Source organism: Pseudomonas sp. MF6394 (assembly GCF_002018845.1).
GTDB classification, from domain to species: domain Bacteria; phylum Pseudomonadota; class Gammaproteobacteria; order Pseudomonadales; family Pseudomonadaceae; genus Aquipseudomonas; species Aquipseudomonas lactis.
Genome location: NZ_MVOJ01000015.1, coordinates 21,521 through 43,960, shown reverse-complemented (window position 1 = coordinate 43,960; position 22,440 = coordinate 21,521). Strand labels below are relative to the sequence as shown.

At 60.2% G+C, this 22,440-nt stretch carries 19 protein-coding genes; 7 read left to right on the top strand and 12 right to left on the bottom strand.

Annotated elements, in window-relative coordinates:
* Window positions 1-8: 8 nt before the first annotated feature.
* From MF6394_RS16900 to MF6394_RS16890, 3 genes are all read right to left on the bottom strand, one after another.
* The gene (locus MF6394_RS16900; protein ID WP_003176546.1) at window positions 9-1,259 is read right to left on the bottom strand and encodes a sarcosine oxidase subunit beta; all 1,251 of its coding nucleotides are present in this window, start codon (window positions 1,257-1,259) and stop codon (window positions 9-11) included.
* 22 nt (window positions 1,260-1,281) lie between these two features.
* On the bottom strand, window positions 1,282-2,535 hold the full coding sequence (gene glyA / locus MF6394_RS16895; RefSeq protein ID WP_003194857.1) for a serine hydroxymethyltransferase: 1,254 nt from the start codon (window positions 2,533-2,535) through the stop codon (window positions 1,282-1,284).
* 260 nt (window positions 2,536-2,795) lie between these two features.
* Window positions 2,796-3,524, bottom strand: coding sequence for a TraX family protein (locus tag MF6394_RS16890; RefSeq protein WP_069557094.1), 729 nt, complete (start codon window positions 3,522-3,524; stop codon window positions 2,796-2,798).
* A 90-nt stretch (window positions 3,525-3,614) separates the two neighbouring features.
* Here MF6394_RS16890 and MF6394_RS16885 point away from each other — a divergent pair, with 90 nt between their 5' ends.
* Window positions 3,615-4,655, top strand: coding sequence for a threonine aldolase family protein (locus MF6394_RS16885; protein ID WP_003194862.1), 1,041 nt, complete (start codon window positions 3,615-3,617; stop codon window positions 4,653-4,655).
* Window positions 4,656-4,848: 193 nt separating this feature from the next.
* On the top strand, window positions 4,849-5,049 hold the full coding sequence (locus MF6394_RS16880) for a hypothetical protein (protein ID WP_044271814.1): 201 nt from the start codon (window positions 4,849-4,851) through the stop codon (window positions 5,047-5,049).
* 70 nt (window positions 5,050-5,119) lie between these two features.
* On the opposite strand, the gene MF6394_RS16875 is transcribed toward MF6394_RS16880, so the two are convergent.
* Window positions 5,120-6,937, bottom strand: coding sequence for a flavin monoamine oxidase family protein (locus MF6394_RS16875; protein ID WP_078467108.1), 1,818 nt, complete (start codon window positions 6,935-6,937; stop codon window positions 5,120-5,122).
* Window positions 6,938-7,219: 282 nt separating this feature from the next.
* Here MF6394_RS16875 and MF6394_RS16870 point away from each other — a divergent pair, with 282 nt between their 5' ends.
* Together MF6394_RS16870 and MF6394_RS16865 are read left to right on the top strand one after the other, a co-directional pair.
* The gene (locus tag MF6394_RS16870; protein ID WP_047712264.1) at window positions 7,220-8,650 is read left to right on the top strand and encodes a purine-cytosine permease family protein; all 1,431 of its coding nucleotides are present in this window, start codon (window positions 7,220-7,222) and stop codon (window positions 8,648-8,650) included.
* A 2-nt stretch (window positions 8,651-8,652) separates the two neighbouring features.
* Complete coding sequence (locus tag MF6394_RS16865; protein WP_044271821.1) at window positions 8,653-9,468, top strand: nitrilase-related carbon-nitrogen hydrolase; 816 nt, start codon at window positions 8,653-8,655, stop codon at window positions 9,466-9,468.
* A gap of 3 nt (window positions 9,469-9,471) precedes the next feature.
* Here MF6394_RS16865 and gbcB read toward each other — a convergent pair whose 3' ends face one another.
* Window positions 9,472-10,572, bottom strand: a complete 1,101-nt coding sequence (gbcB, locus tag MF6394_RS16860) for a glycine-betaine demethylase subunit GbcB (protein ID WP_014720237.1) — start codon at window positions 10,570-10,572, stop codon at window positions 9,472-9,474.
* Window positions 10,573-10,854: 282 nt separating this feature from the next.
* On the opposite strand from gbcB, the gene gbcA reads away from it, so the two are divergent.
* Window positions 10,855-12,150, top strand: a complete 1,296-nt coding sequence (gbcA, locus tag MF6394_RS16850; RefSeq protein ID WP_032894948.1) for a glycine-betaine demethylase subunit GbcA — start codon at window positions 10,855-10,857, stop codon at window positions 12,148-12,150.
* An 841-nt stretch (window positions 12,151-12,991) separates the two neighbouring features.
* Here the strand turns inward: gbcA and etfB are convergent.
* The 6 genes from etfB to MF6394_RS16820 all read right to left on the bottom strand — a co-directional run bounded on the left by etfB (window position 12,992) and on the right by MF6394_RS16820 (window position 20,757).
* Window positions 12,992-13,768, bottom strand: a complete 777-nt coding sequence (gene etfB / locus MF6394_RS16845) for an electron transfer flavoprotein subunit beta (RefSeq protein ID WP_171905458.1) — start codon at window positions 13,766-13,768, stop codon at window positions 12,992-12,994.
* A 4-nt stretch (window positions 13,769-13,772) separates the two neighbouring features.
* Window positions 13,773-14,993 (bottom strand): electron transfer flavoprotein subunit alpha, encoded by a 1,221-nt coding sequence (gene etfA / locus MF6394_RS16840; protein ID WP_078467107.1) that lies wholly within the window; start codon window positions 14,991-14,993, stop codon window positions 13,773-13,775.
* Window positions 14,993-16,936 (bottom strand): dimethylglycine demethylation protein DgcB, encoded by a 1,944-nt coding sequence (gene dgcB, locus MF6394_RS16835; protein WP_044271824.1) that lies wholly within the window; start codon window positions 16,934-16,936, stop codon window positions 14,993-14,995. Before dgcB ends, etfA begins: the two co-directional genes overlap by 1 nt.
* Before the next feature lie 158 nt (window positions 16,937-17,094).
* Entirely contained in the window at window positions 17,095-19,155 is a 2,061-nt protein-coding gene (gene dgcA / locus MF6394_RS16830; RefSeq protein WP_032894946.1) for a dimethylglycine demethylation protein DgcA, read from the bottom strand.
* A gap of 15 nt (window positions 19,156-19,170) precedes the next feature.
* The gene (locus MF6394_RS16825) at window positions 19,171-19,701 is read right to left on the bottom strand and encodes a DUF5943 domain-containing protein (protein WP_008033249.1); all 531 of its coding nucleotides are present in this window, start codon (window positions 19,699-19,701) and stop codon (window positions 19,171-19,173) included.
* Between the two features lie 78 nt (window positions 19,702-19,779).
* A complete protein-coding gene (locus MF6394_RS16820) occupies window positions 19,780-20,757 on the bottom strand; it encodes a dipeptidase (protein ID WP_014720245.1) in 978 nt (325 codons plus the stop codon).
* A gap of 218 nt (window positions 20,758-20,975) precedes the next feature.
* On the opposite strand from MF6394_RS16820, the gene MF6394_RS16810 reads away from it, so the two are divergent.
* The gene (locus MF6394_RS16810) at window positions 20,976-21,377 is read left to right on the top strand and encodes a lysozyme inhibitor LprI family protein (protein ID WP_078467106.1); all 402 of its coding nucleotides are present in this window, start codon (window positions 20,976-20,978) and stop codon (window positions 21,375-21,377) included.
* 40 nt (window positions 21,378-21,417) lie between these two features.
* Window positions 21,418-21,834: a DUF3010 family protein gene (locus MF6394_RS16805; RefSeq protein ID WP_069557089.1), complete on the top strand. Its 417-nt coding sequence runs from the start codon at window positions 21,418-21,420 to the stop codon at window positions 21,832-21,834.
* 7 nt (window positions 21,835-21,841) lie between these two features.
* Here MF6394_RS16805 and MF6394_RS16800 read toward each other — a convergent pair whose 3' ends face one another.
* On the bottom strand, window positions 21,842-22,270 hold the full coding sequence (locus tag MF6394_RS16800; protein WP_047711954.1) for a hypothetical protein: 429 nt from the start codon (window positions 22,268-22,270) through the stop codon (window positions 21,842-21,844).
* Window positions 22,271-22,440 lie beyond the last annotated feature (170 nt).

Here is a 22,440-nt window from a genome sequence, read left to right as displayed (position 1 = left end):
TTCTCCTGTTAGTGGGCGACGGCCGCAGCGCCGTGTTCGTCGATCAACGCACCGTTGTGGAAACGGTCGATGGAAAAAGGTGCGGCCAGTGGGTGCATTTCACCCTTGGCCAGGCTGGCGGCAAACACGTTGCCTGAGCCTGGGGTGGCCTTGAAGCCGCCCGTACCCCAACCGCAGTTGAAGAACATGTTCGGTACCGGGGTTTTGGAGATGATCGGGCAGGCATCCGGCGTGGTGTCGACGATGCCGCCCCACTGGCGGTTCATGCGCACCCGTGACAGCACCGGGAACATCTCGACGATGGCCTGGATGGTGTGCTCGATCACCGGGTACGAACCGCGCTGGCCGTAACCGTTGTAGCCGTCGATACCGGCGCCGATCACCAGGTCGCCCTTGTCGGACTGGCTGATGTAACCGTGCACCGCGTTGGACATGATCACGCTGTCGATAATCGGCTTGATCGGCTCCGACACCAACGCTTGCAGCGGGTGGGATTCGATCGGCAGGCGAAAGCCCGCCAGCGAGGCCATGTGCCCGGAGTTACCGGCAGTGACCACACCCACGCGCTTGGCGCCGATAAAGCCCTTGTTGGTTTCCACACCGATGCACACGCCGTTTTCCTTGCGGAACCCGATCACTTCGGTCTGCTGGATCAGGTCCACGCCCAAGGCGTCGGCAGCGCGAGCAAAGCCCCAGGCCACGGCATCGTGACGGGCCACGCCGCCGCGACGTTGCACGGTGGCGCCGAGCACGGGGTAACGGGTGTTCTTGGAGCAATCCAGATACGGGATTTCGTCGGCCACTTGCTGGGCATTCAGCAGCTCGCCGTCCACACCGTTGAGGCGGTTGGCGCTCACGCGGCGTTCGGAGTCACGGATGTCCTGCAGGGTGTGGCACAGGTTGTACACGCCACGCTGGGAGAACATCACGTTGTAGTTCAGGTCCTGGGACAAACCTTCCCAGAGTTTCATGGCGTGTTCGTACAGGTGCGCCGACTCGTCCCACAGGTAGTTGGAACGCACGATGGTGGTGTTGCGCGCGGTGTTACCGCCGCCCAGCCAGCCTTTCTCGACCACCGCCACGTTGGTGATGCCGTGTTCCTTGGCCAGGTAGTAAGCGGTCGCCAGACCATGCCCGCCGCCGCCGACGATGACCACGTCGTAGACCTTTTTAGGGGTCGGCGTGCGCCACATCTTCTGCCAGTTTTCGTGATGGCTGAGGGAGTGCTTGAAGAGGCCGAAGCCTGAGTAGCGTTGCATAGTCATTACTCCAAAACCGCGCTCAGCGATAAACCGGGAAATCAGCGCACAGGGCAGACACGTGCTTGGCCACGTTGGCCTCGACGTCGGCGTCGCCGAGGTTGTCGAGGATGTCGCAGATCCAGCCGGCCAGCTCGACGCACTGCGGCACTTTGAAGCCACGGGTGGTCACCGCCGGGGTGCCGATGCGCAGGCCCGAGGTTACGAACGGCGACTGCGGGTCATTCGGCACCGCGTTCTTGTTGACGGTGATGTGGGCGCGACCCAAGGCGGCGTCCGCCTCTTTGCCGGTGAGGCCCTGGCGGATCAGGCTGACCAGGAACAGGTGGTTGTCGGTGCCGCCGGAGACCACATCATAGCCACGCTTGATGAACACTTCGGCCATGGCCTGGGCGTTATCGATCACTTGCTGCTGGTAAGCCTTGAAGCCGGGCTCCAGCGCTTCCTTGAAGCACACGGCCTTGCCAGCGATCACGTGCATCAGCGGGCCGCCCTGGGCGCCGGGGAATACCGCAGCGTTGAGTTTCTTTTCGATTTCTTCGTTGGCCTTGGCCAGGATCAAACCGCCCCGTGGACCGCGCAGGGTCTTGTGGGTGGTGGTGGTGACCACGTCGGCGTAAGGCAGCGGGTTCGGGTACAGGCCAGCGGCGACCAGGCCGGCGACGTGGGCCATGTCGACGAACAGCAGCGCGCCGACCTTGTCGGCGATCTGACGAAAGCGCGGGAAATCCAGGGTCTTGGAGTAGGCCGAGAAACCTGCCACGACCATCTTCGGCTTGTGCTCGACCGCCAGGCGCTCGACTTCGTCGTAGTCGATCAGGCCGGTGTCGGTGTTGATGCCGTACTGCACCGCGTTATACAGCTTGCCCGAGGACGACACTTTGGCGCCGTGGGTCAGGTGACCGCCGTGGGCCAGGCTCATGCCCAGAATGGTGTCGCCGGCATTGATCAGCGCCAGGTACACGGCGCTGTTGGCGGAGGAACCGGAGTGCGGTTGCACGTTGGCGTAATCGGCACCGAACAGCTGCTTGGCGCGTTCGATGGCCAGGGCTTCGACCTTGTCCACATGTTCGCAGCCGCCGTAGTAGCGCTTGCCCGGGTAGCCTTCGGCGTATTTGTTGGTAAGGCCACTGCCTTGAGCTTCCATCACGCGCTTGCTGGTGTAGTTCTCCGACGCGATCAGCTCGATATGATCTTCCTGGCGCTGCTCCTCGGCATTCATCGCCGCCAGCAGTGCGTCGTCATATCCCTGGATCTGGTCTTGTTTGCTGAACATCGCGTCTCTCCCAGCCTTTCGTATTGTTGAGGCCCTCGCAGGGCCCTTTGATGCGATGGTAGGGCTGGCGCGTGCGGGCCAAATGCCTGCGCACGCCACGCAAAGGTGCGTTTACGACATGGCCGAACGAATGATATTGGCAGGCCTGACAATTTGAAGGAGTGAGCTTGCTCGCGAAAAACTCATGGGCGCAGTGTTTATTCAGTAAGCACGCGTAATCGTTGACGTTTTTCGCGAGCACGCTCGCTCCTACAGGAGGGTTAGGCGATGAGCTTGCGAAGGAGCAGCAGCAGGAGGAAGTGAAGCGGATAAAGGGCATAGGCCCAGCGGCGCATTGCTGGTGGCGCAGCGCTCCGGGCGTGCCGTAGTAAGATCAACCCAGCCAGCGGCGCACTCAGACATGCAGCCAACCCCAACAACGCCACAGGCGTGCCGCTATTGAGCAGAATCTGCCACTGATTGGCGGCGACACAGACTAAACCCGGCAGCCCGCTGAAATACCAGGGCCGGCGAAACACCAGCAATATCGCCAGCGGCAGCAATACACCAAAGAAACCGAACATCAACTGGTGTGAGAACACGGCCGCCATTGTGACGGCGATCAGCGCCAATCCTCGATCAACCAACGCCTTTTGCTGCCAACCTCGGGCAACCATTAAGCCCAGCGCCAAGGTCGGCAACACGTTCAAGGTATCGGCATCTTCGATGAACATCCGATACGGCACCTCGCTGATCACGCTGAACAGCAGCAACCAACCCAAGTAGCGCCAATGGCCGGTCACCGGGGCGTAACGGACGCGATGCAAATTGGCCGCAATCGCCAGGCAAAACCACGGAAACGCCAGGCGCCCCGGCACGTATAGCCCATCCAGGCTCAGTCCCACATAGCGCAGATGATCGAGCACCATACTCAACAGCGCCAGCCACTTGAGCAGATCCAAAGCGCCATCTCGGACAGGTCCGACAGGCAGGGTTTGAGTACCGTGCATAATTCCCCAACGACTTTGCATTTACAGTGCGTGCGCGCCCCCGGCAATCTTGGGTAAAGTGCGCACCAACATCGACCACAGGAACGGGCCATGACCGACAAGAGCCAACAATTCGCCAGTGACAACTATTCCGGCATCTGCCCGGAAGCGTGGGCCGCCATGGAACAAGCCAACCAGGGCCATCAACGCGCCTACGGCGATGATGAATGGACCCACCGCGCCGCCGACGGTTTCCGCAATCTGTTCGAGACCGACTGCGAGGTGTTCTTCGCCTTCAACGGCACGGCCGCCAACTCCCTGGCGCTGTCCTCGTTGTGCCAGAGCTACCATAGCGTGATTTGCTCGGAAACCGCCCACGTCGAGACCGACGAATGCGGCGCGCCGGAGTTTTTCTCCAACGGCTCCAAACTGCTCGTCGCCCGCACCGAAAACGGCAAGCTGACCCCGGAGTCGATCCGTGAGATCGCCCTCAAGCGCCAGGATATCCACTACCCCAAACCCCGCGTAGTCACCCTGACCCAGGCCACCGAAGTCGGCAGCGTGTACACCCCCGAAGAAATCCGCGCCATCAGCGCCACCTGCAAGGAGCTGGGCCTGAACCTGCACATGGACGGCGCACGCTTCGCCAATGCCTGTGCATTCCTGGGTTGCTCACCGGCCGACCTGACCTGGAAAGCCGGCGTGGACGTGCTGTGCTTTGGCGGTACCAAAAACGGCATGGCGGTGGGTGAAGCCATCCTGTTCTTCAATCACAAACTGGCTGAAGACTTTGACTACCGCTGCAAACAGGCCGGTCAGTTGGCGTCGAAAATGCGCTTTCTCTCGGCGCCATGGGTGGGCCTGCTGGAAAACGACGCCTGGCTCAAGCATGCACGCCACGCCAACCATTGCGCGCAATTGCTGAGCAGCCTGGTGGCGGATATTCCCGGCGTGGAATTGATGTTCCCGGTACAGGCCAACGGCGTATTCCTGCAGCTCTCGGAACCCGCGATTGCAGCGCTGACCGCCAAGGGCTGGCGCTTCTACACCTTCATCGGCAAAGGCGGTGCGCGCTTCATGTGTGCGTGGGATACCGAGGAAGAGCGTGTAAGGGAATTGGCTGCCGATATTCGGGAAGTCATGAACGCTTAACGTACGAATTCGGCCAGTCCGTACTGGCCGATCGCCGAGACTGTTTTTTGATATTTCTGACAGCAATACAGCTCGTTTTTATTGTCTAGCCTCTTGTTACCCGCAAGGAAAACGCAGCGATATCTGCCCCCTTTCGGGTTGCACCGCCAGCCGAATAATCGGCGGCAAAGGTAAATCAATGGAGAGCTTGATCATGGAATATCAAAGCAACGTGAACACCGTGCTGAACAATGGTACTACCACCACCACTGTTATCGACTGGGATGAGTTCAGGAAAAGCGCCAAAGTCGGCGACACCATCCGCGAGCCATCCAGGACGCTCAGGATCTACGACAAAGTCTATGAACTGACAGCATCTGGCCAACACTTTGTGGTGCAGGTCTACGCTCAGTAATCATTAACTGAGGACCGCGTCGGAGCCTCATGACCTCCGGCGCGGTACCGAAGCAGCCCTCAGCTCGCTCCTACAATGCCTTTGGCTGAAGCGCCACCCATTCATCAATGGGGCCACGGTTACCAACAAAGGTGCCGCCACCGAACCTTACCGCCAGTTTATTAACCGCGTTCAGGGCTGTCGTCACCGCGCCCTCTGCCCAACCGCCAGTGAAAGACACATCATCTCCAGCAATAATGAACCCATCCGGGTTCCCACTATGCACACCGTTCATGAACTGCGAAAACAACAGGCGCTGGTATTCGTACTGCCCCGGCAGATTCATCTTGAAAGCACAAAGAAAAAACGGCTGCTCTTCCCAGTTGATTTCCACAAAGGGATCGGTCATGCCGAACTCCGCTGCAAGGTCCAGTTGGTGGTGGGCATACACCGAGTCCAACAAGGTCGAACATAGTGCAGCATGGGAAGGCAACGGCGTCGTGCGATCCCCCATGAACTTGAGGCTGTCGTCGTTCCAGGTGTAAGACAAAAACATTCCGCTGCCCTTGTAGGCGCCTTGACTCGCCGCGTAATCCAACAGGTAAGTGCCACGGGTAATCCGGTCCGACAAGGTCACACTCATCTTGTACTGATGGTCCACCCCGATATCGGTCCAGAAAGGTCGCTTGGTCTGGGCGAATATTTTGGCCGACTGCATGTAGTGGGTGTACATCACCGCTTCCCATTCCTTGACGGACAGCAGGCTATTCATGGCGTTGAAATGATCGATGCCGCTCATATAGCGAAATTTGTCCAGAATCCGCTTCTGGGGTGTGTAGATCACGGCAGGGAAGGTGTATTGACGTTCGCCCCCCTGGTTATGATCAAAGATGTACACGTCGAACTCGCCGTCTTGGCGCCTTATGATCTGCCGCACCTCCTGCCCGAAAACCTGGGGAATGACTTGAGCGCTCAGGCTTGCGACGGTAGTGCCCGAAGGCCAGTGGGCCATGCTGTCGCCCATCGCATCCGGGCTGCGCGCCCATAACCGACAAGGCAGTTCGGTAGAGCCGTCGTACATCAACTTGTGGTTGGTATCCAGGCCGGTGTACAACACCCGTAACACCTCTAGAAAGCAGTTCGGATAGTCGGTATTCCACCCTCCCGTCCCAAACCCGATCTGGCCAAACAGATCGATGTCCTCCCGACTCCAACCGGCCTGTTCCACCATGGCGGCAAAAAAGCTGAGATTGTCCCAACCTGCATCCAGAATCGCATTCCACAACGTCTTGATCTTCGCCTGGTCAAGGCTGCCCTCGGACATTGCCGCTTCCATTTCAGTGAAATGGATCGGGGCCTGTTCCAGAAAAACCTCAAACAACTTACGCTCGATTTCCAGGTATTCATCGGGCAAATTCTTGCCTTCGTAATAGACCTGTTTGTGTTGATAGTCGACCACCGTACTGAGAGTTGCAGCCGAGCCTGGGTTGGGAAAATCCGCCGAGTTGGCGCTCATGCCGACCTTGTCGAAATAGTGCATCAGCGCCTTGCCAGAAACGGGAAAACGCATGGCCCCCATTTCGCAGATAACACTGTTGGCCGGGTCTTGTGGGTCGCCCACTACATAGGAATAGAGTCGCCCACCCATGCGATGACTGGCCTCCACGACCACGGGATGCAAACCCATGCGCAGGGCTTCATAAGCCGCGACAAGGCCGGCGACGCCAGCCCCCACGATCAAGACCTTGCTGCCGTGGGCACTGTTGGAAACCTGCGCCAACGCCGTCCCGTTGCTGGCAGCCTGATTGAGGAACCGGGCGTAGTGAAAAGGAAAATCGGGGATAAGCGCGGTGACATCATCGGTCAGTAAGCGCGCAGCGCCTTTACTACGAGAAGGGATAGCAGACATGTCGAGCATCCTTGGCTGGATAAAGGACGTCCACCTACTGCTCTATTACTAAGGGCGACAACGACGCGTTCGTTCATCAGCGTAGAAGATTGTAGGAATTGTCTCTATATCGCTTGGGAATAAGAAAGTCCGATATCAGCCAATCCTCACTTCTGCAAGGTTTTGCGCACTCAGTTCAGAGATTTCTGAAGTGATTATTTGCAAATACCGATTCAATCGTACATTTGCTTGTAAGACTCTTCATCGATCACTCAATAAAAACAGATCGTGAAACCTATGAACATGCCCTGCGACCAAGCGGCAGCTCCCCGTCCCGCGCTGAAAATAGAAACCCGTTCCATTGACTATGTGCCGCGCAATGAACGCCACGGCAAAGTCTGGCATCAAGCGCCGTTCTGGTTCACCGGTAACTTCGTACTCACTACCATGGTCACCGGGTTTACCGGCGCAGCCTTGGGGTTGAGCCTGGTCTACGCCATCCTGGCGATTGTCATCGGCGTGTGCCTTGGCACGTTCGCGATGGCCTTCCACGCCAACCAGGGGCCGCGCATGGGCTTGCCGCAGATGATTCAGTCGCGGGCGCAATTCGGCTTGCGCGGGGCAATCGTGCCCTTTATCGCGGTGGTCTTCGTGTACATCGGTTTTAACGTGTTCAACGTGATTCTCGCCACCGACGCCATTAATACCGTGCTGCCCGGCAATCGGACACCGTGGTATGCCTTGATGATCATCCTGGCCGTGGTGATCGCTGTGATCGGCCATGACCTGTTGCACACCGTGCAACGCTGGCTGACCTACGTGATGATCAGCGTGTTCGCGGTCCTGACGGTGGCTGCCGTGATGACCTTGCAGGCCGACACGGCGGTGGTCGACGCTCATTTTTCTTGGTCGGCGTTTCTGATTCAGCTTTCAGCCGCGGCGGGCTACCAGATCAGCTATGCCGTCTACGTCTCGGACTACTCGCGCTACCTGCCCTATAACACGCCGTCGCGCAGTGTCATTGGCTGGACGTACCTGGGCGCTGCCGGCTCGGCGCTGTGGCTGATGTCGCTGGGAGCCTTTCTCGCCTCGGCGCTGCCCTCACCCGATGCCATCGGCAGCGTGCAGGCCGTGGGCAATCAATTGCTTCCGGGATTTGGCACCTTTACCGTGCTGATCGCAGTACCCGCGCTGGTCGGCATCATGGCGGTCAACTGCTATGGCGCGATGCTCACCGGGATCAGTGCCATTGATGGGTTCATCTCGATAAAGCCTCGCCTGAAAAGTCGAATCATTGGCATCAGCCTAGTGGCCGCCGTGATTTTTGGAATCGCCCTGAGCATCCCGCAAAGCTATCTGCACAGCTTCAATAACTTCGTACTCCTGATGTTGTATTTCCTCGTGCCCTGGACGGCGGTGAACCTGGCGGATTTCTACGCAGTACGAAAAGGGCGCTACGCAATCAGCGATCTGTTTAACCCAGCCGGCATCTACCGCCGCTGGTCAAGTACAGGGCTCACCGCTTATTTCCTGGGCATCGCGGCGATGATCCCGTTCATGTCCCTGGGCTTTTACCAAGGGCCGGCGGCACTGTGGCTGGGCGGAGCTGACATTGCATTCGTGGTGGGCCTGGTCGTGTCGGCCACCACCTACTGCATCATGGCCCGCGGCATCGACCACGCCCGCGAGGCCCGTGCCATCAAGGCCAGTGAACGCCTGTTAGAGAGGAAATAGCCATGACATTGGCAACGGTTGCTTGCCATCAACTGGCGCCCCGTATTGGCGACCTTGATTACAACAGGGCGCTCAGTGAGAGCGCGATCCGTGACGCAAGCGCCCTCGCGGTGCAAGTCATCGTTCTGCCGGAACTGATGCAAAGCGGGTACGCCTTCGATAATCGCGAGGAGGCGTATGCGGCCTCCGAGGCCGATGACGGCCCAACGCTGAGCCTATGGCGTGCCCTGGCCAATGAACTGGATATCATCATCGTCGCCGGTTTCTGTGAGCGTCTGAGCGCTGGGCGAGTCGCCAATAGCGTTGCGCTGGTCCAACCCGCAGGCCGGCTGACGGTGTATCGCAAAGGCCACTTATGGAATCGGGAAAAGCTGATCTTCACGCCGGGCACCGAACCGCCTCCTGTCGTCGACACCCAAGTCGGGCGGATCGCCACAATGGTTTGCTACGACCTCGAACTGCCGGAGTGGGTCCGCCTTGCAGCCTTGGCCGGCGCCGACCTGCTATGCGCTCCGGTGAACTGGCCAGAGGGTCCGCGTCCGGCTGGCGAGCGGCCGGGAGAAATTGTCCGCCTCCAAGCCAACGCTGCCGTCAATCGCATGTTCATTGCCGCCTGCGACCGCTACGGCGAGGAGCGCGGCGTCAACTGGGTTGGCGGCTCAACCATCGTCGATGCCGACGGCTACCCATTGGCTGGCGCAGTCTCCCACCAACGCGAACAGCGGTTAGTCGCTCAGTTGCCACTGGCAGAGGCCAGGAACAAGTTTATCAGCGAGCATAACCACGTTCACCAAGACCGCCGACCGGGCTTGTACTGACCCTCAGAACTCAATCCGCACGTCACCCTTGGGCACACTGCAGCACGATAGGATGTAGCCTTCGGCTTCGTCCTCTTCGGTAATCCCGCCGTTGTGCTCCATCTCCACCTCGCCGCCCAGCTTCATCACCTTGCACGTACCGCAGATGCCCATGCCGCAGGCCTTGGGAATCAGCAGGCCGAGCTTGGCGGCCGCGGCGTGCACGGTCTCCCCCGGCGCCACGCGAATGCTCTTGCCGGACGCGATAAATTCCACTTGATGCAGGTCCGCCAGGTCGATCTCCGGCGCATCCGCCGCTTGCTCGGCCTGCTCCACCGCATCGGCACGGGCTTCCGGTGGTGTCGCGCCAAAGGATTCTTCGTGATAACGGGTCATGTCGAAACCGGCGACTTCCAGCAAACGCTTCACTGCGTTCATGTACGGCGTAGGGCCGCAGCAGAACACTTCGCGCTCCAGGAAGTCCGGCACCATCAGCTCCAGCATCTTGTGGTTCAGATAGCCGCGATACCCGGCCCAGGGCTCACCCAGGCCGTGTTTTTCGCAAATCAGGTGCAGGCTGAAGTTGTCGATCCGCGACGCCATGTGCTCCAGCTCGCGGTGATAGATGATGTCCTTGGGCGAGCGGGCGCTGTGGATAAAGGTCATGTCGACGTTGGCGTTGGTGTCGTAGAACCAGCGCGCCATGGACATCACCGGCGTAATCCCGACCCCACCGCTGAGGTACAGCACTTTCGGGCTTGGGAAGTCGATGGCATTGAACAGCCCGACCGGGCCGTGTACGGCCAACTCCTGGCCTTCGTGCAACGTATCGTGCAGCCAGTTGGAAACCCGGCCGCCGGGTACGCGCTTGATGGTCACCGAAAAGCTGTAAGGCACCGACGGTGAGCTGGAAATCGTGTACGAGCGCATGATCGGCTGGCCTTCGATTTCCAGCTCCAGGGTGACGAATTGCCCCGGCTTGAAAAAGAACAGGATCGGCTGATCGGCCATAAAGCAGAAGGTGCGCACATCCCAGGTTTCCTGGATGACTTTGACGCAGCGGACGATGTGCCGACCATTGGCCCAGGTCTGGGTGGTTACCGGATTCAGGAAATTATTGGACATGTTGTTCTCCACCGCCGACGTCGGCCTTATGGTGGCGATTCTGCGTAACGCGAGAACCACCCATTTACCTATCTGCGACATTCACATACTTACGGCGACCAGCCCCCAAAGACAGGGGCTTGCGCGTCGGGATCAGATTGGGCCATGTCGCCCATGGATAAGGTTCGACGTGACGCCGGGCCCACACTCGCTCCCAACAAAGACGCGTTCTTTACGCCTTGCACAGCACCAACCGTAGCCACTATTCGCCGGCCACACAGAATGGCCATGAGGACACACACGATGGACGTCACCGCAACCTTAAGCTTGGGCGATCCGCTGGAACCCGCACGCAAGGCCACCGCGCAAATGCTGCAAGAGCGCGAGCGCACTTTTTCGCTGCCGCAGCCGTTTTACTCTGATGAGCGGCTGTTCGATATCGATATGCAGGAGATCTTCCAGAAAGAGTGGTTGATCGCCGGCATGACCTGCGAAATCCCCACCAAGGGCAACTACCTCACCCTGCAAGTGGGCAAGAACCCGATCATCGTGATCCGGGGGGCCGACGGCGTGGTGCATGCGTTCCACAACGTCTGCCGCCACCGTGGTTCGCGCTTGTGCACCAGCGACAAGGGCAAGGTCGCCAAATTGGTGTGCCACTACCACCAGTGGACCTACGAGCTGGACGGCCGCCTGCTGTTCGCCGGCACCGAGATGGGCGCCGATTTCGACATGAAGCAGTACGGCCTCAAGCCGGTGAACGTGAAGACTGCTGGCGGCTACATCTTTATCAGCCTGGCCGAAAATCCACCGGCCATTGATGACTTCCTGTCGACGCTCAGCCATTACATGGAGCCCTACGACATGGAGAACACCAAGGTGGCGATCCAGACCACCTTGTTCGAAAAAGCCAACTGGAAGCTGGTGCTGGAAAACAACCGCGAGTGCTACCACTGCAACGCGTCACACCCCGAACTGCTGAAAACCCTGCTGGAGTGGGACGACGTTACCGACCCGCGCGCCGACCAGGCGTTCAAGGATCACGTGGCCGCTTCCGCTGCCGCCTGGGATGCCGAAAAGATCCCTTACGCCCACGCCAGCTTCGGCCTGCGTAACCGCATTGTGCGCATGCCGCTGCTCAAGGGCACTGTGTCGATGACCCTGGATGGCAAACAAGGCTGCGCCAAGCTCATGGGCCGCATCAAGAACCCGGATCTGGGCTCGATGCGCATCCTGCACCTGCCCCACTCCTGGAACCACTGCATGGGCGACCACATCATTGTGTTCACCGTGTGGCCGATCAGCGCCCAGGAAACCATGGTCACCACCAAGTGGATCGTGCACAAGGACGCCGTGGAAGGCGTGGACTACGACGTGGAGCGCATGCGCCAGGTGTGGGACGCCACCAACGACCAGGACCGCCGCCTGGCCGAAGAGAACCAGCGCGGGATCAACTCCACCGCCTACCAGCCAGGCCCTTACTCCAAGACCTATGAGTTTGGCGTGGTTAATTTTGTGGATTGGTACAGCGAGCGCATGTTGAGCAACCTGGGCGCTGCTCCGGCGCCGTACCTCAAAGGTGTGGCAGCACACGAATAAAAATGTGGGAGCGGGCTTGCTCGCGAATACGGTGTATCAGCTTGCACATGTAGTGGCTGACACACCGTATTCGCGAGCAAGCCCGCTCCCACACTGACCTCAGAGTGATCAAAATTTGATCACCCTTCTCGCAGAGCGCTAGCGCCCTGCCCTCCAGCCTTTCCCCAACAACTTATCCACAGAGCCACCCACAGCAATTGTGGGCAAGTGCGCCGCGCACGCAAATTAAATCAAGAAAATCCGTGACTTATTCAAACTTGCGGGTTTTATCTTGAGCAGCTCATTTATTGATCAATCCTCCAAGAGCCTTGATTAGCGTGGCTTGTAGCGGTAAGCGAACACCTTATCCACAGATGCACCAACAGACTTTGGGGGCAACTTTGTTCGGGTTGTGGAAAAGCCCTTGAAACCCTCATGAATCGGGGATATCCAGCCGTTTAAACGGCGAATATGTGAGACTTGATCAATTATTGACCAACCCCTCGAAAGCCACGTTTTATAAGGCTTGTAGCGGATAGCGAACATCTTATCCACAAAAGCGCCAACAGACTTTGGGGGCAAGTCGAGGCCTCAAGACGGTGAAAACCCGAGCAAAAACCGCAAGTTAGGTTGGTTGTTTTTCGTACAGAGGGCTGCAGAGCTTGATATGCCGGGCTTGTGGACACCCGCGAACAGGTTATCCACAGGCGGATCAACAGGCATTGTGGGTAAGCCCAAGATAAAGCAGGAAAATGTGGAAGCGGCTTGCCCGCGATTGCAATACGTCAACGGATGCATGGGTTGCTGACCTACCGCTATCGCAGGCAAGCCAGCTCCCACAAGGTTTGGTGGTGGTCAGGGTTCAGCGTACGACGCCCTCTTCTACCAGAAGCTTGAGAATCGCTTGCGCGCCCTCTTCAGCGCTCACGCCCTTGAGCACCTGCCCACCGCCGCCACTGGCCTTGGCCGTTGCGGCCTTCATACGGTCGGCACCACTCTTGGCCTTGATCACCTTGAGGCGCTTGGGCCGGGGCTTGGCCGGTTGCAGCAGTGCGCCTGTGAATAACTCATCCTGTTCAATCTCGACGTCATGGGCTGCCAACTCACCCCGTTGCGCCGGGCCGTAGGCGCTCTGGCGTGGTTTGGGCGCGGCGTTATCCACAGTGGCAAGAAACGGCAGGCGCACCTTCAAGCGCCGCCGCTGGCCGCGAGGCAACGCCTGCAGCACCAGGGCTACGCCGGCGTCGATGGACTCCACCTGCGCCAGCCCCACAATCAGCGGCCAGCCCAGTTGTTCGGCCAACAAGAACGGCAGCATCCCCGAACCTTCGCCGGTTTCTGCCTGGCTTCCGGTCAGTACCACTTGGGCGCCCGCGTCGCGCAGATACTCGCTGAGCACCGGCAACGCATCGGCGCCCGCTGGCTGTTCGAGTACCTGCAGTTGCGGCAGGCCCATGCCCAGGTAGCTGCGCAGGGTCGGTTCGCTGACATCACCCGCGTGCAGTACCTGCAACCTATCCCCAGCCAGTTGCAGCCCCAGCTCGACCGCGCGCGCGTCCTGCTCGGCGCGGCGTGGGCGCCCGGAGGTGGGGTGAGCGCCGATGGACACCAGGCTGAATACAGTGTTCGTCATGGTCATATCCTCAGGCTGCATCGCGCTTGGCGCCGTTGCGGTAGGTTTCGACCGCTGCGATCAAAGCGTTGAGTATCGCGGCGCTTTCGCCAATCACCGACAGGTCGGCACGCTTGATCATGTCGCAACCCGGGTCGAGGTTGATTGCCACCACCTTGTCGCAGGCACCAATGCCTTGCAGGTGCTGGATCGCCCCGGAAATCCCGACGGCTACGTACACCCGCGCAGTGACCCAGGTACCGCTGGCGCCGACCTGGCGATCACGCGCCATGAAGCCATCATCCACCGCCACCCGCGAGGCGCCTTCGGTGGCGCCCAGAGCCGCAGCGGTCTGGTGGAACAGCGCCCAGTCCTTCACACCGTTGCCACCGGAGAAAATGAACTCGGCCTCGGCCATCGGAATCGCTGCCGGGTCGACCGCCACCGCGCCGAGGTCTTCGATACGCGGCAAACTGCGCGCCAGGCCTGTGGATAACTCCACGGGCAAGACTTCGTGGCGGGTCTCGCTGACCGGATCGGCACATTCGGCGGCGGCGAGGATCAGACGGGGCAACGGTCGCGCCAGGTCTTCCTGGCCGGCACCGGCCCGGCCGATGCATTCATCGCCCTTGATCTGCCACACCCGCGTTGCCGGGCGCTCCTTGAGGCTGGCGGCAAAACGTCGCCCCAGTTCGCCACCACCGCTGCGGCTGTCTGGCAGCAGCCAGTGGCGCGGGCTGAATTGGTTATCCACAGCACGCAAACCCTGCACGCGTTGCTCCGGTGCATAACCTTCGAATTCATGCCCCTCCAGCACCAGCAGTCGGTCGACGCCGGCGGTGGCAAAGGCGCTTTCCTTGTGTTCACCGAACACCACCGCCAACACCGCGCCGTCACTGCCGGCCAGTTGGCGCGCCAGGCCAAGCAGGTCGCGGTCGTGGCTGCTCAGGCGGCCGCCGACCATGTCCGGCACCACGTTGATGTAGAACGCCGGGACCGGCACCTGATGCAGCGGCAATTGCACTTCCACCGCCGCGGTACGCTTGGCGGCGCCGCCCTGCTGGGCACCGCTGCGGTCGATGCGCTTGATGCCGTTGGGGCCGATAAAACCGACACCATGCACGTTTTTGCGAATGACGCCGTTGGGGCCCATCCAACTGTGTTGCACCGGCTGCATGGCCGCGTGCAACGGGTGCAGGCGGTTACGGGCGATCCATTCGGCCCGTGGGTCGCGGCGGATAATATCGCTCATCAGTGCACCTCCGCAGGTTCACGCTTGAGGGGGGCTTTGGCTGGCGCGGCGTCTTCAAGCAACGCGTCGGCGACCAGCTCGGCGATGTCTTTGATCAACGGGCGTGGTTCGACCACGCCTTCCAGCATCGCGGTGCATTGCGGGCAACCCACGGCCACCAGTTCGGCACCGGTTTCGCGGATGTCGTCCATGCGCATATCGGGAATGCGTTGCTTACCGGGAATGTCGGTGATCGGCGCGCCGCCGCCGCCACCGCAGCAGCGTGAACGGAAGCCCGAGCGTTGCATTTCCTTGACCTCGATACCCAACGCCCGCAGCACTTGGCGCGGCGCCTCGTACTCACCGTTGTAGCGGCCCAGGTAGCACGGGTCGTGGTAGGTCACGCTGTTGCCTTTGTGCTGGCCCAGGTTCAGCGCGCCCTCGCCAATCAGCTCGGCCATGAAGGTGCTGTGGTGCTGCACCCGGTAGTTGCCGTTGAAGGCACCGTATTCGTTTTTCAGCACATGGAAACTGTGCGGGTCGCAGGTGACGATGCGCTTGAAACTGTACTTGGCCAGGGTCTGGATATTGCGCGTGGCCAGCAGCTGGAATGTCGCTTCATCGCCGAGGCGGCGCGCCACGTCACCGCTGTCGCGTTCTTCCAGGCCAAGCACGGCGAAGTCGACCTTGGCGGCCTTGAGCACTTTTACGAAGGCGCGCAGGGTACGTTGGTTACGCATGTCGAAGGCGCCATCGCCGACCCAGAACAGCACATCGCAACTGCCATTGTCGCTGAGCAGCGGCAGGTTCAGGTCTGCCGCCCAGTTCAGGCGACCACCGGGGGCAAAGCCGCCAGGGTTGTCAGTAGCGATCAGGTTTTCCAGGACTTCGGCGCCCTTGTTCGGCGTAGCGCCTTTTTCCAGGGTGAGATGGCGGCGCATGTCGACGATGGCGTCCACGTGCTCGATCATCATCGGGCACTCTTCCACGCAGGCGCGGCAGGTGGTGCACGACCACAGGGTCTCGGCGTCCACCAGGCCGTTGACGATCGGCTGGTGCGGGTTGCCGCCGTGTTCGCCCACCGGTTTGCCGGGGTACGGGCTGCCGGCGAACTTGGCATCGGTGCCACCGGCCAGGCCGACCACCATGTCCTGGATGAGTTTTTTCGGGTTCAATGGCTGGCCGGCGGCAAACGCCGGGCACGCCGCTTCGCACTTGCCGCACTGCACGCAGGCGTCAAAGCCAAGCAGTTGGTTCCAGGTGAAGTCCTTGGGCTTTTCCACGCCCAGCGGTGCGGTTTTATCGCTCAGATCCAACGGTTTCAACCCGGTGGAGCGGCCACCGCCAAAGCGTTCGGCGCGGCGGTGCCAGGCCAGGTGCAGGGCACCTGCGAAGGCGTGTTTCATCGGCCCGCCCCAGGTCATGCCGAAGAACATTTCGGACACACCCCACAACACGCCCACGCTCAGCAATGCCGCGAGCAACCAGCCGCCGAAGTCAGCGGGCAGAATCCCGGCCACCGGCAAGGTCACCAGGAAGAAGCTCACCGAGAAGGCCATCAGGCTTTTCGGCAGGCGCATCCACGGGCCTTTGGACAGGCGCGCAGGCGGATTGCGGCGGCGCAGGTACATGAAGATCGCGCCGACAAACATCAATGTCGACGCCAGCAGCAGTGCATAGCCAAGAATGCGGCTCTGCAGGCCGAAGCCGTGCACCACAATCGCCAGCAGCGCCGACAGCACAAAGCCCAGCGCCGTCGCAACGTGGGTGTTGGCGATGTATTTGTCACGGGCGACCACGTGGTGCAGGTCGACCATGTAGCGCTTGGGCATGGCCAGCAGGCCACCGAGCAGGTCAACTTTGGATGCGCGGCCACGGCGCCACATGTTCACCCGGCGCAGGGCGCCGAGGACGGCGAGGCCCAGGGCGGCAAAGAGCAGGATGGGAAGAAGGGTATTCAGCATGGTGAAGCTCCCGAAGACCACACAGGTCTACTGTGAAACTGGCCCTGAATGTGGGAGCGGGCTTGCTCGCGAAGACGGCGTGTCAGTCGATGCATCCAGTGCCTGATACACCGCCTTCGCGAGCAAGCCCGCTCCCACATTTGACCGAGTTCACCTCGTCAGAAATCCTTGCACAAGCGCAGGGCGTCATAGATGGCGGCGTGGGTATTGCGCTGGGCCACACAGTCACCAATGCGGAACAGCAAGTACCCCTCGCCCGCTTCGCTCAAGCAGGGCTGCGGCTTGATCGCAAACAAGGCTTCAACGTCGATCTGGCCCTTGTTGCGCGAACCTTCCTTGAGCCCGTAGTAAATGGCCTCGTCCGGACGCACGCCGTTCTCCACCACCACCTGGTCGACCACCCGCTCCTCTTTGGCGCCGGTGTATTCGTTCTCCAGCACGGCCACCAGCTTGTCGCCCTCGCGGTAGACCTTTTCCAGCATCATGTCGCCGGTCATGATCACTTCCTTGGGGTACATGCTGCGGTAGTACGTGGGGAACGACGTACCGCCGATCGCCACGCCCGGCTTGATGTCGTCGGTGACGATTTCCACCTGGCTGCCTTTGTCGGCCAAGAAGTCGGCCACCGACATGCCGGTGAATTCACAGATGGTGTCGTACACCAGCACGTTCTTGCCCGGCGCCACCTTGCCGTCGAGCACGTCCCAACTGCTCACCACCAAGCCTTCGGCGGCGCCCCAGTGTTCGTTCTGCTCGATGAACGGATGACCGCCCACCGCCAGCACCACCACGTCCGGACGCACGTCCAGGATGGTCTCGGCATCGGCTGCAACACCCAGGCGCAGGTCGACTTTCAAGCGCGCCAGTTCCAGTTGATACCAACGGGTGATACCGGCGATCTGGTCACGCTGCGGCGCTTTCGACGCGGTGGTGATTTGCCCGCCGATAAACTCTTTTTTCTCGAACAGCGTCACGTCGTGGCCACGTTCAGCCGCCACGCGCGCAGCTTCCATCCCGGCCGGGCCGGCACCCACCACAACCACCTTGCGCTTGGGCCCGGTGGACTTCTCGATGATGTGCGGCACGCCCATGTATTCACGGGAGGTCGCGGCGTTCTGGATGCACAGCACATCCAGGCCCTGGTACTGGCGGTCGATGCAGTAGTTGGCGCCTACGCACTGCTTGATCTGGTCGATCTGGCCCATCTTGATCTTGGCGATCAGGTGCGGGTCGGCGATGTGCGCACGGGTCATGCCGACCATGTCCACATAGCCGCCTTCCAGAATGCGCGTGGCCTGGTTCGGGTCCTTGATGTTCTGCGCGTGCAGCACCGGCACCTTGACCACTTCCTTGATGCCGGCCGCCAGGTGCAGGAACGGCTCCGGCGGGTAGCTCATGTTCGGGATGACGTTGGCCAGGGTGTTGTGGGTGTCGCAACCCGAGCCCACCACACCGATGAAATCGAGCATGCCAGTGTCGTCGTAGTACTTGGCGATCTGCTTCATGTCCTCGTGGGACAAGCCGTCCGGGTGGAACTCGTCGCCGCACAGGCGCATGCCCACGCAGAAGTCGTCACCCACTTCGGCACGTACGGCCTTCAACACTTCCAGGCCGAACTTCATGCGGCCCTCGAAAGTGCCGCCCCATTCGTCGGTACGCTTGTTGACCCGCGGGCTCCAGAACTGGTCGATCATGTGCTGGTGCACCGCCGACAATTCCACCCCGTCCAGGCCCCCGGCCTTGGCCCGGCGTGCAGCCTGGGCGTAGTTGCCGATCACACGCCAGATCTCTTCCGGCTCGATGGTCTTGCAGGTGGCACGGTGCACCGGCTCGCGCACGCCGGACGGCGACATCAGGGTCGGCCAGTTGAAGCCGTCCCAACGCGAGCGACGGCCCATGTGGGTAATCTGGATCATGATCTTGGCGCCATGCTTGTGCATGGCATCGGCCAAATTCTGGAAGTGCGGGATGATGCGGTCGGTGGACAAGTTTACCGACGCCCACCACTCCTGCGGGCTGTCGATGGCCACCACCGAGGAGCCGCCGCAGATCGCCAGGCCAATACCGCCCTTGGCTTTCTCTTCGTAGTACTTCACATAGCGGTCGGTGGTCATGCCGCCGTCGGTGGCATACACCTCGGCATGCGCAGTGCTGAGCACCCGGTTGCGGATGGTCAGTTTGCCGATCTGGATCGGCTGGAACATTGCTTCGAAAGCCATGGCACGGTCCTCGGCTTACAACGGTTTGACGGTGAACAAACCATCATCGTGGCCCTCTTCGGAGCCTCCGTAGACTTGTTCGGCGACAGTGCGGATCTTGCTGCCACGCGCTTGCAGGATCTGGTCCATGGCGCCGGCAAACCAGCCGGTGAACATGTAGTCCACCTTGCGACCGACCTTGCCGTACACATAGACGAACGCCGAGTGTTCCAGCTTGACGCTGGCGGTGCCTTTGTCCAGGTCGATGTCCTGGATCTTGAACAGGCCCCAACCGCGTTGCGACAGGCGCTTCATGTAGTGTTCGAACACCGCAACGCCTTCCAGGCCGTGGCATTCAGCTTCTTTTTCACACCAGTGCCAAGCGGACTTGTAGCCAGCCTTGTAGAGGATCTCGGCGTAGGCGTCAGCGCCCAGCACTTCTTCGATGCCCATATGGTTGTTGACGAAGAAATGGCGTGGCACGTACAGCATCGGCAGGGCGTCGGAGGTCCAGACACCGGTTTCGCTGTCGACTTCGATAGGCAATTGCGGGGCGATCTTGGCCATGGAAACTTAACTCCAGAAAATTCGTTTTGATGCCCGCCGCGCGGATGGCGGCGGGTGAAGGATTAAGCGAGCAGTGGCTTATTCGCCCCAGACGTCCTTGAGTACGTTGACCCAGTTCTCGCCCATGATCTTGCGCACCACGCGCTCGCTGTGGCCGCGCTTGAGCAGGGTCTCGGTGAGGTTGGGGAACTCGCCCACGGTGCGGATGCCCAGCGGGTTGATGATCTTGCCGAAGCTGGTCAGGCGGCGGGCGTAACCCTTGTCATGGGTGAGCATTTCGAAGAAATCCTGGCCATGGCCCTGGGTGAAGTCGGTGCCGATGCCGATCGCGTCTTCGCCGACGATGTTCATGGTGTATTCGATGGCTTCGGCGTAGTCGTCGATGGTCGAGTCGATGCCCTTGGCAAGGAACGGCGCAAACATGGTCACGCCGACAAAACCGCCATGGTCGGCGATGAACTTCAGCTCTTCATCGGACTTGTTGCGCGGGTGCTCTTTAAGCCCGGACGGCAGGCAGTGGGAGTAGCACACCGGCTTTTTCGATTCGAGGATGACCTCTTCGCTGGTCTTGGAGCCGACGTGGGACAGGTCGCACATGATGCCGACGCGGTTCATCTCGCCGACGATCTCACGCCCGAAACCCGAGAGGCCGCCATCGCGCTCATAGCAACCGGTGCCCACCAGGTTCTGGGTGTTGTAGCACATCTGCACCACGCCCACGCCGAGCTGCTTGAAGATCTCGACATAGCCGAGCTGGTCCTCAAAGGCATGGGCATTCTGGAAGCCGAAGATGATGCCGGTCTTGCCCTGCTCCTTGGCGCGGCGGATGTCGGCGGTGGTTTTCACCGGGATCACCAGGTCGCTGTTTTCGCGGATCAGGGTCTGGCTGGCAACGATGTTGTTGATCGTGGCCTGGAAGCCTTCCCACACCGACACCGTGCAATTGGCGGCGGTGAGGCCACCTTTGCGCATGTCTTCGAACAGGTCGCGGTTCCACTTGGCAATAATCAGACCGTCGATAACGATGCTGTCGGCGTGCAACTCGGCTGGGCTCATCAGGCGTCCCCTTATTGGCGATTCATGCGCCGAATCGTCTGCCGGCGCTTTGGGGCCAGCATATGCCCAGGCACCGACGGAGCCGGGTGCAAAAACGACAGGGGAATTGCCGAAAGCGTCAATCCGCGACAAAGGCTGCGAAGACAGGCCCCACGGTCGGCTGTTCTTTGTCTTACGCTTGAGCCAGAATTCCTCATCACCTGATATGAGACGGCGCAATGAAATCGATTTTCCTGGCTTTGGCACTCATCGCAACCACCGCCCACGCGGCCGAAGACCCCGACAGCACGCCGTGCGACGGTATCGAGAACGACCAGCAAACCCTGGAATGCGCCACCTACAACAAAACCACCGCCGAGCAATTGCTCAAGGATAACTATCAGGGGTTGCTGGAGCGCATGGGTTCGACCTACGGCAGCGACAAGACCAAACTGGCGGACATTACCGCCCGCCTGAAGGATGCCCAGCAAAAATGGGAAAAACTGCGCGACGCCGATTGTGCAGTGGACACCTTCCCGGCGGTAACCGGCACCAAGGCCTATGCCATTGCGCACAACGACTGCCTGGCGCGGATGAGTGATGAGCGGTCGGAGTTTTTGGAGTCGATTGGCCAGCAATAAGCGACAATCGCGCCACTTTCTCTTTTGATCAAGGCTACTCATGACTCTCTGCGGCATCGAAATCAAAGGCAGCGAAGCCATCATCGCCGTCGCCTCCCTGGACAACCAGGCGCTGACCCACGTCGCCCTGGCCACCAAGAAAATCGCCCTCGACGATGACGACGAAGCGGCCAACGTCAAAGCCTTTGCCGCCCAGGCAAAAGCATTCGTCCAGGCCAACGGCATCACGCGCATTGCCATTAAGAAGCGCAGCAAAAAAGGCGAGTTCGCCGGTGGCCCGACGACGTTCAAGATTGAAGGGGTGTTTCAGTTGCTGGATGGGGTGGAGGTGACGCTGCTGTCGCCGCAGACCATCAATGCACAGAACAAGAAGCACACCTTTGATCTGCCCGCGACGCTCAACAAGTATCAGCACGAGGCCTATAAAACAGCCTGCTCAGGCCTGATGAAGAAATAACTGCGCGTCAGCTTTTGACGCAGTGCTCCAGGCCGTGCCCGCCGCCTTCGTATTCTGGGCCGTAGTAATACTTGACGAAGGACACCTTGCCTTCCGGGGTGGGTGTTACTTGGGCGACACCCACACCAAAGTCTTTCAAGGCAGGGTCGGTATGGGCGAAGTAGATACCCAGGGTATCGGCAGTCCCGGCGGCCATGCCTTCATAGCGGGACTTGTCTTCCAGGGTCAGAGTGAAGGTGTAGGCCGCATATTTGCCAGTGCTTTGCTTGGCGTCGAGTTTCATGTCGACAACGCCTTTGAAGTTGCCGATATGTTTGTCCTGGCCAGTGCATTCATAACGGCCGCTGTAATCGGCGCCGGTGAACGGCGCTGGCGCCTGGGCGGCCCACACTGGGGTGGACGCGAGTGCGATCAGAGTGATTAGTTTTTTCAGCATGCCAACCTCTTATGGTTACGTAAGGAACCCTTTGAACGTTAGCAGTCCGTTTCCAGTAATCGCCCGCAACCTTGCAAAACAAGAATATTCCCACACCACCACATACGTTTCCTGACACCACACTACATTACCAATGTGGGAGCTGGCTTGCCTGCGATGGCGGCGGGTCA

Excerpts from the sequence above, each read along its gene's own strand:
- MF6394_RS16900 (WP_003176546.1), bottom strand. The coding sequence starts at position 1,259 with ATGCAACGCTACTCAGGCTTCGGCCTCTTCAAGCACTCCCTCAGCCAT.
- glyA (WP_003194857.1), bottom strand. The coding sequence starts at position 2,535 with ATGTTCAGCAAACAAGACCAGATCCAGGGATATGACGACGCACTGCTG.
- MF6394_RS16890 (WP_069557094.1), bottom strand. The coding sequence starts at position 3,524 with ATGCACGGTACTCAAACCCTGCCTGTCGGACCTGTCCGAGATGGCGCT.
- MF6394_RS16885 (WP_003194862.1), top strand. The coding sequence starts at position 3,615 with ATGACCGACAAGAGCCAACAATTCGCCAGTGACAACTATTCCGGCATC.
- MF6394_RS16880 (WP_044271814.1), top strand. The coding sequence starts at position 4,849 with ATGGAATATCAAAGCAACGTGAACACCGTGCTGAACAATGGTACTACC.
- MF6394_RS16875 (WP_078467108.1), bottom strand. The coding sequence starts at position 6,937 with ATGTCTGCTATCCCTTCTCGTAGTAAAGGCGCTGCGCGCTTACTGACC.
- MF6394_RS16870 (WP_047712264.1), top strand. The coding sequence starts at position 7,220 with ATGCCCTGCGACCAAGCGGCAGCTCCCCGTCCCGCGCTGAAAATAGAA.
- MF6394_RS16865 (WP_044271821.1), top strand. The coding sequence starts at position 8,653 with ATGACATTGGCAACGGTTGCTTGCCATCAACTGGCGCCCCGTATTGGC.
- gbcB (WP_014720237.1), bottom strand. The coding sequence starts at position 10,572 with ATGTCCAATAATTTCCTGAATCCGGTAACCACCCAGACCTGGGCCAAT.
- gbcA (WP_032894948.1), top strand. The coding sequence starts at position 10,855 with ATGGACGTCACCGCAACCTTAAGCTTGGGCGATCCGCTGGAACCCGCA.
- etfB (WP_171905458.1), bottom strand. The coding sequence starts at position 13,768 with ATGACCATGACGAACACTGTATTCAGCCTGGTGTCCATCGGCGCTCAC.
- etfA (WP_078467107.1), bottom strand. The coding sequence starts at position 14,993 with ATGAGCGATATTATCCGCCGCGACCCACGGGCCGAATGGATCGCCCGT.
- dgcB (WP_044271824.1), bottom strand. The coding sequence starts at position 16,936 with ATGCTGAATACCCTTCTTCCCATCCTGCTCTTTGCCGCCCTGGGCCTC.
- dgcA (WP_032894946.1), bottom strand. The coding sequence starts at position 19,155 with ATGGCTTTCGAAGCAATGTTCCAGCCGATCCAGATCGGCAAACTGACC.
- MF6394_RS16825 (WP_008033249.1), bottom strand. The coding sequence starts at position 19,701 with ATGGCCAAGATCGCCCCGCAATTGCCTATCGAAGTCGACAGCGAAACC.
- MF6394_RS16820 (WP_014720245.1), bottom strand. The coding sequence starts at position 20,757 with ATGAGCCCAGCCGAGTTGCACGCCGACAGCATCGTTATCGACGGTCTG.
- MF6394_RS16810 (WP_078467106.1), top strand. The coding sequence starts at position 20,976 with ATGAAATCGATTTTCCTGGCTTTGGCACTCATCGCAACCACCGCCCAC.
- MF6394_RS16805 (WP_069557089.1), top strand. The coding sequence starts at position 21,418 with ATGACTCTCTGCGGCATCGAAATCAAAGGCAGCGAAGCCATCATCGCC.
- MF6394_RS16800 (WP_047711954.1), bottom strand. The coding sequence starts at position 22,270 with ATGCTGAAAAAACTAATCACTCTGATCGCACTCGCGTCCACCCCAGTG.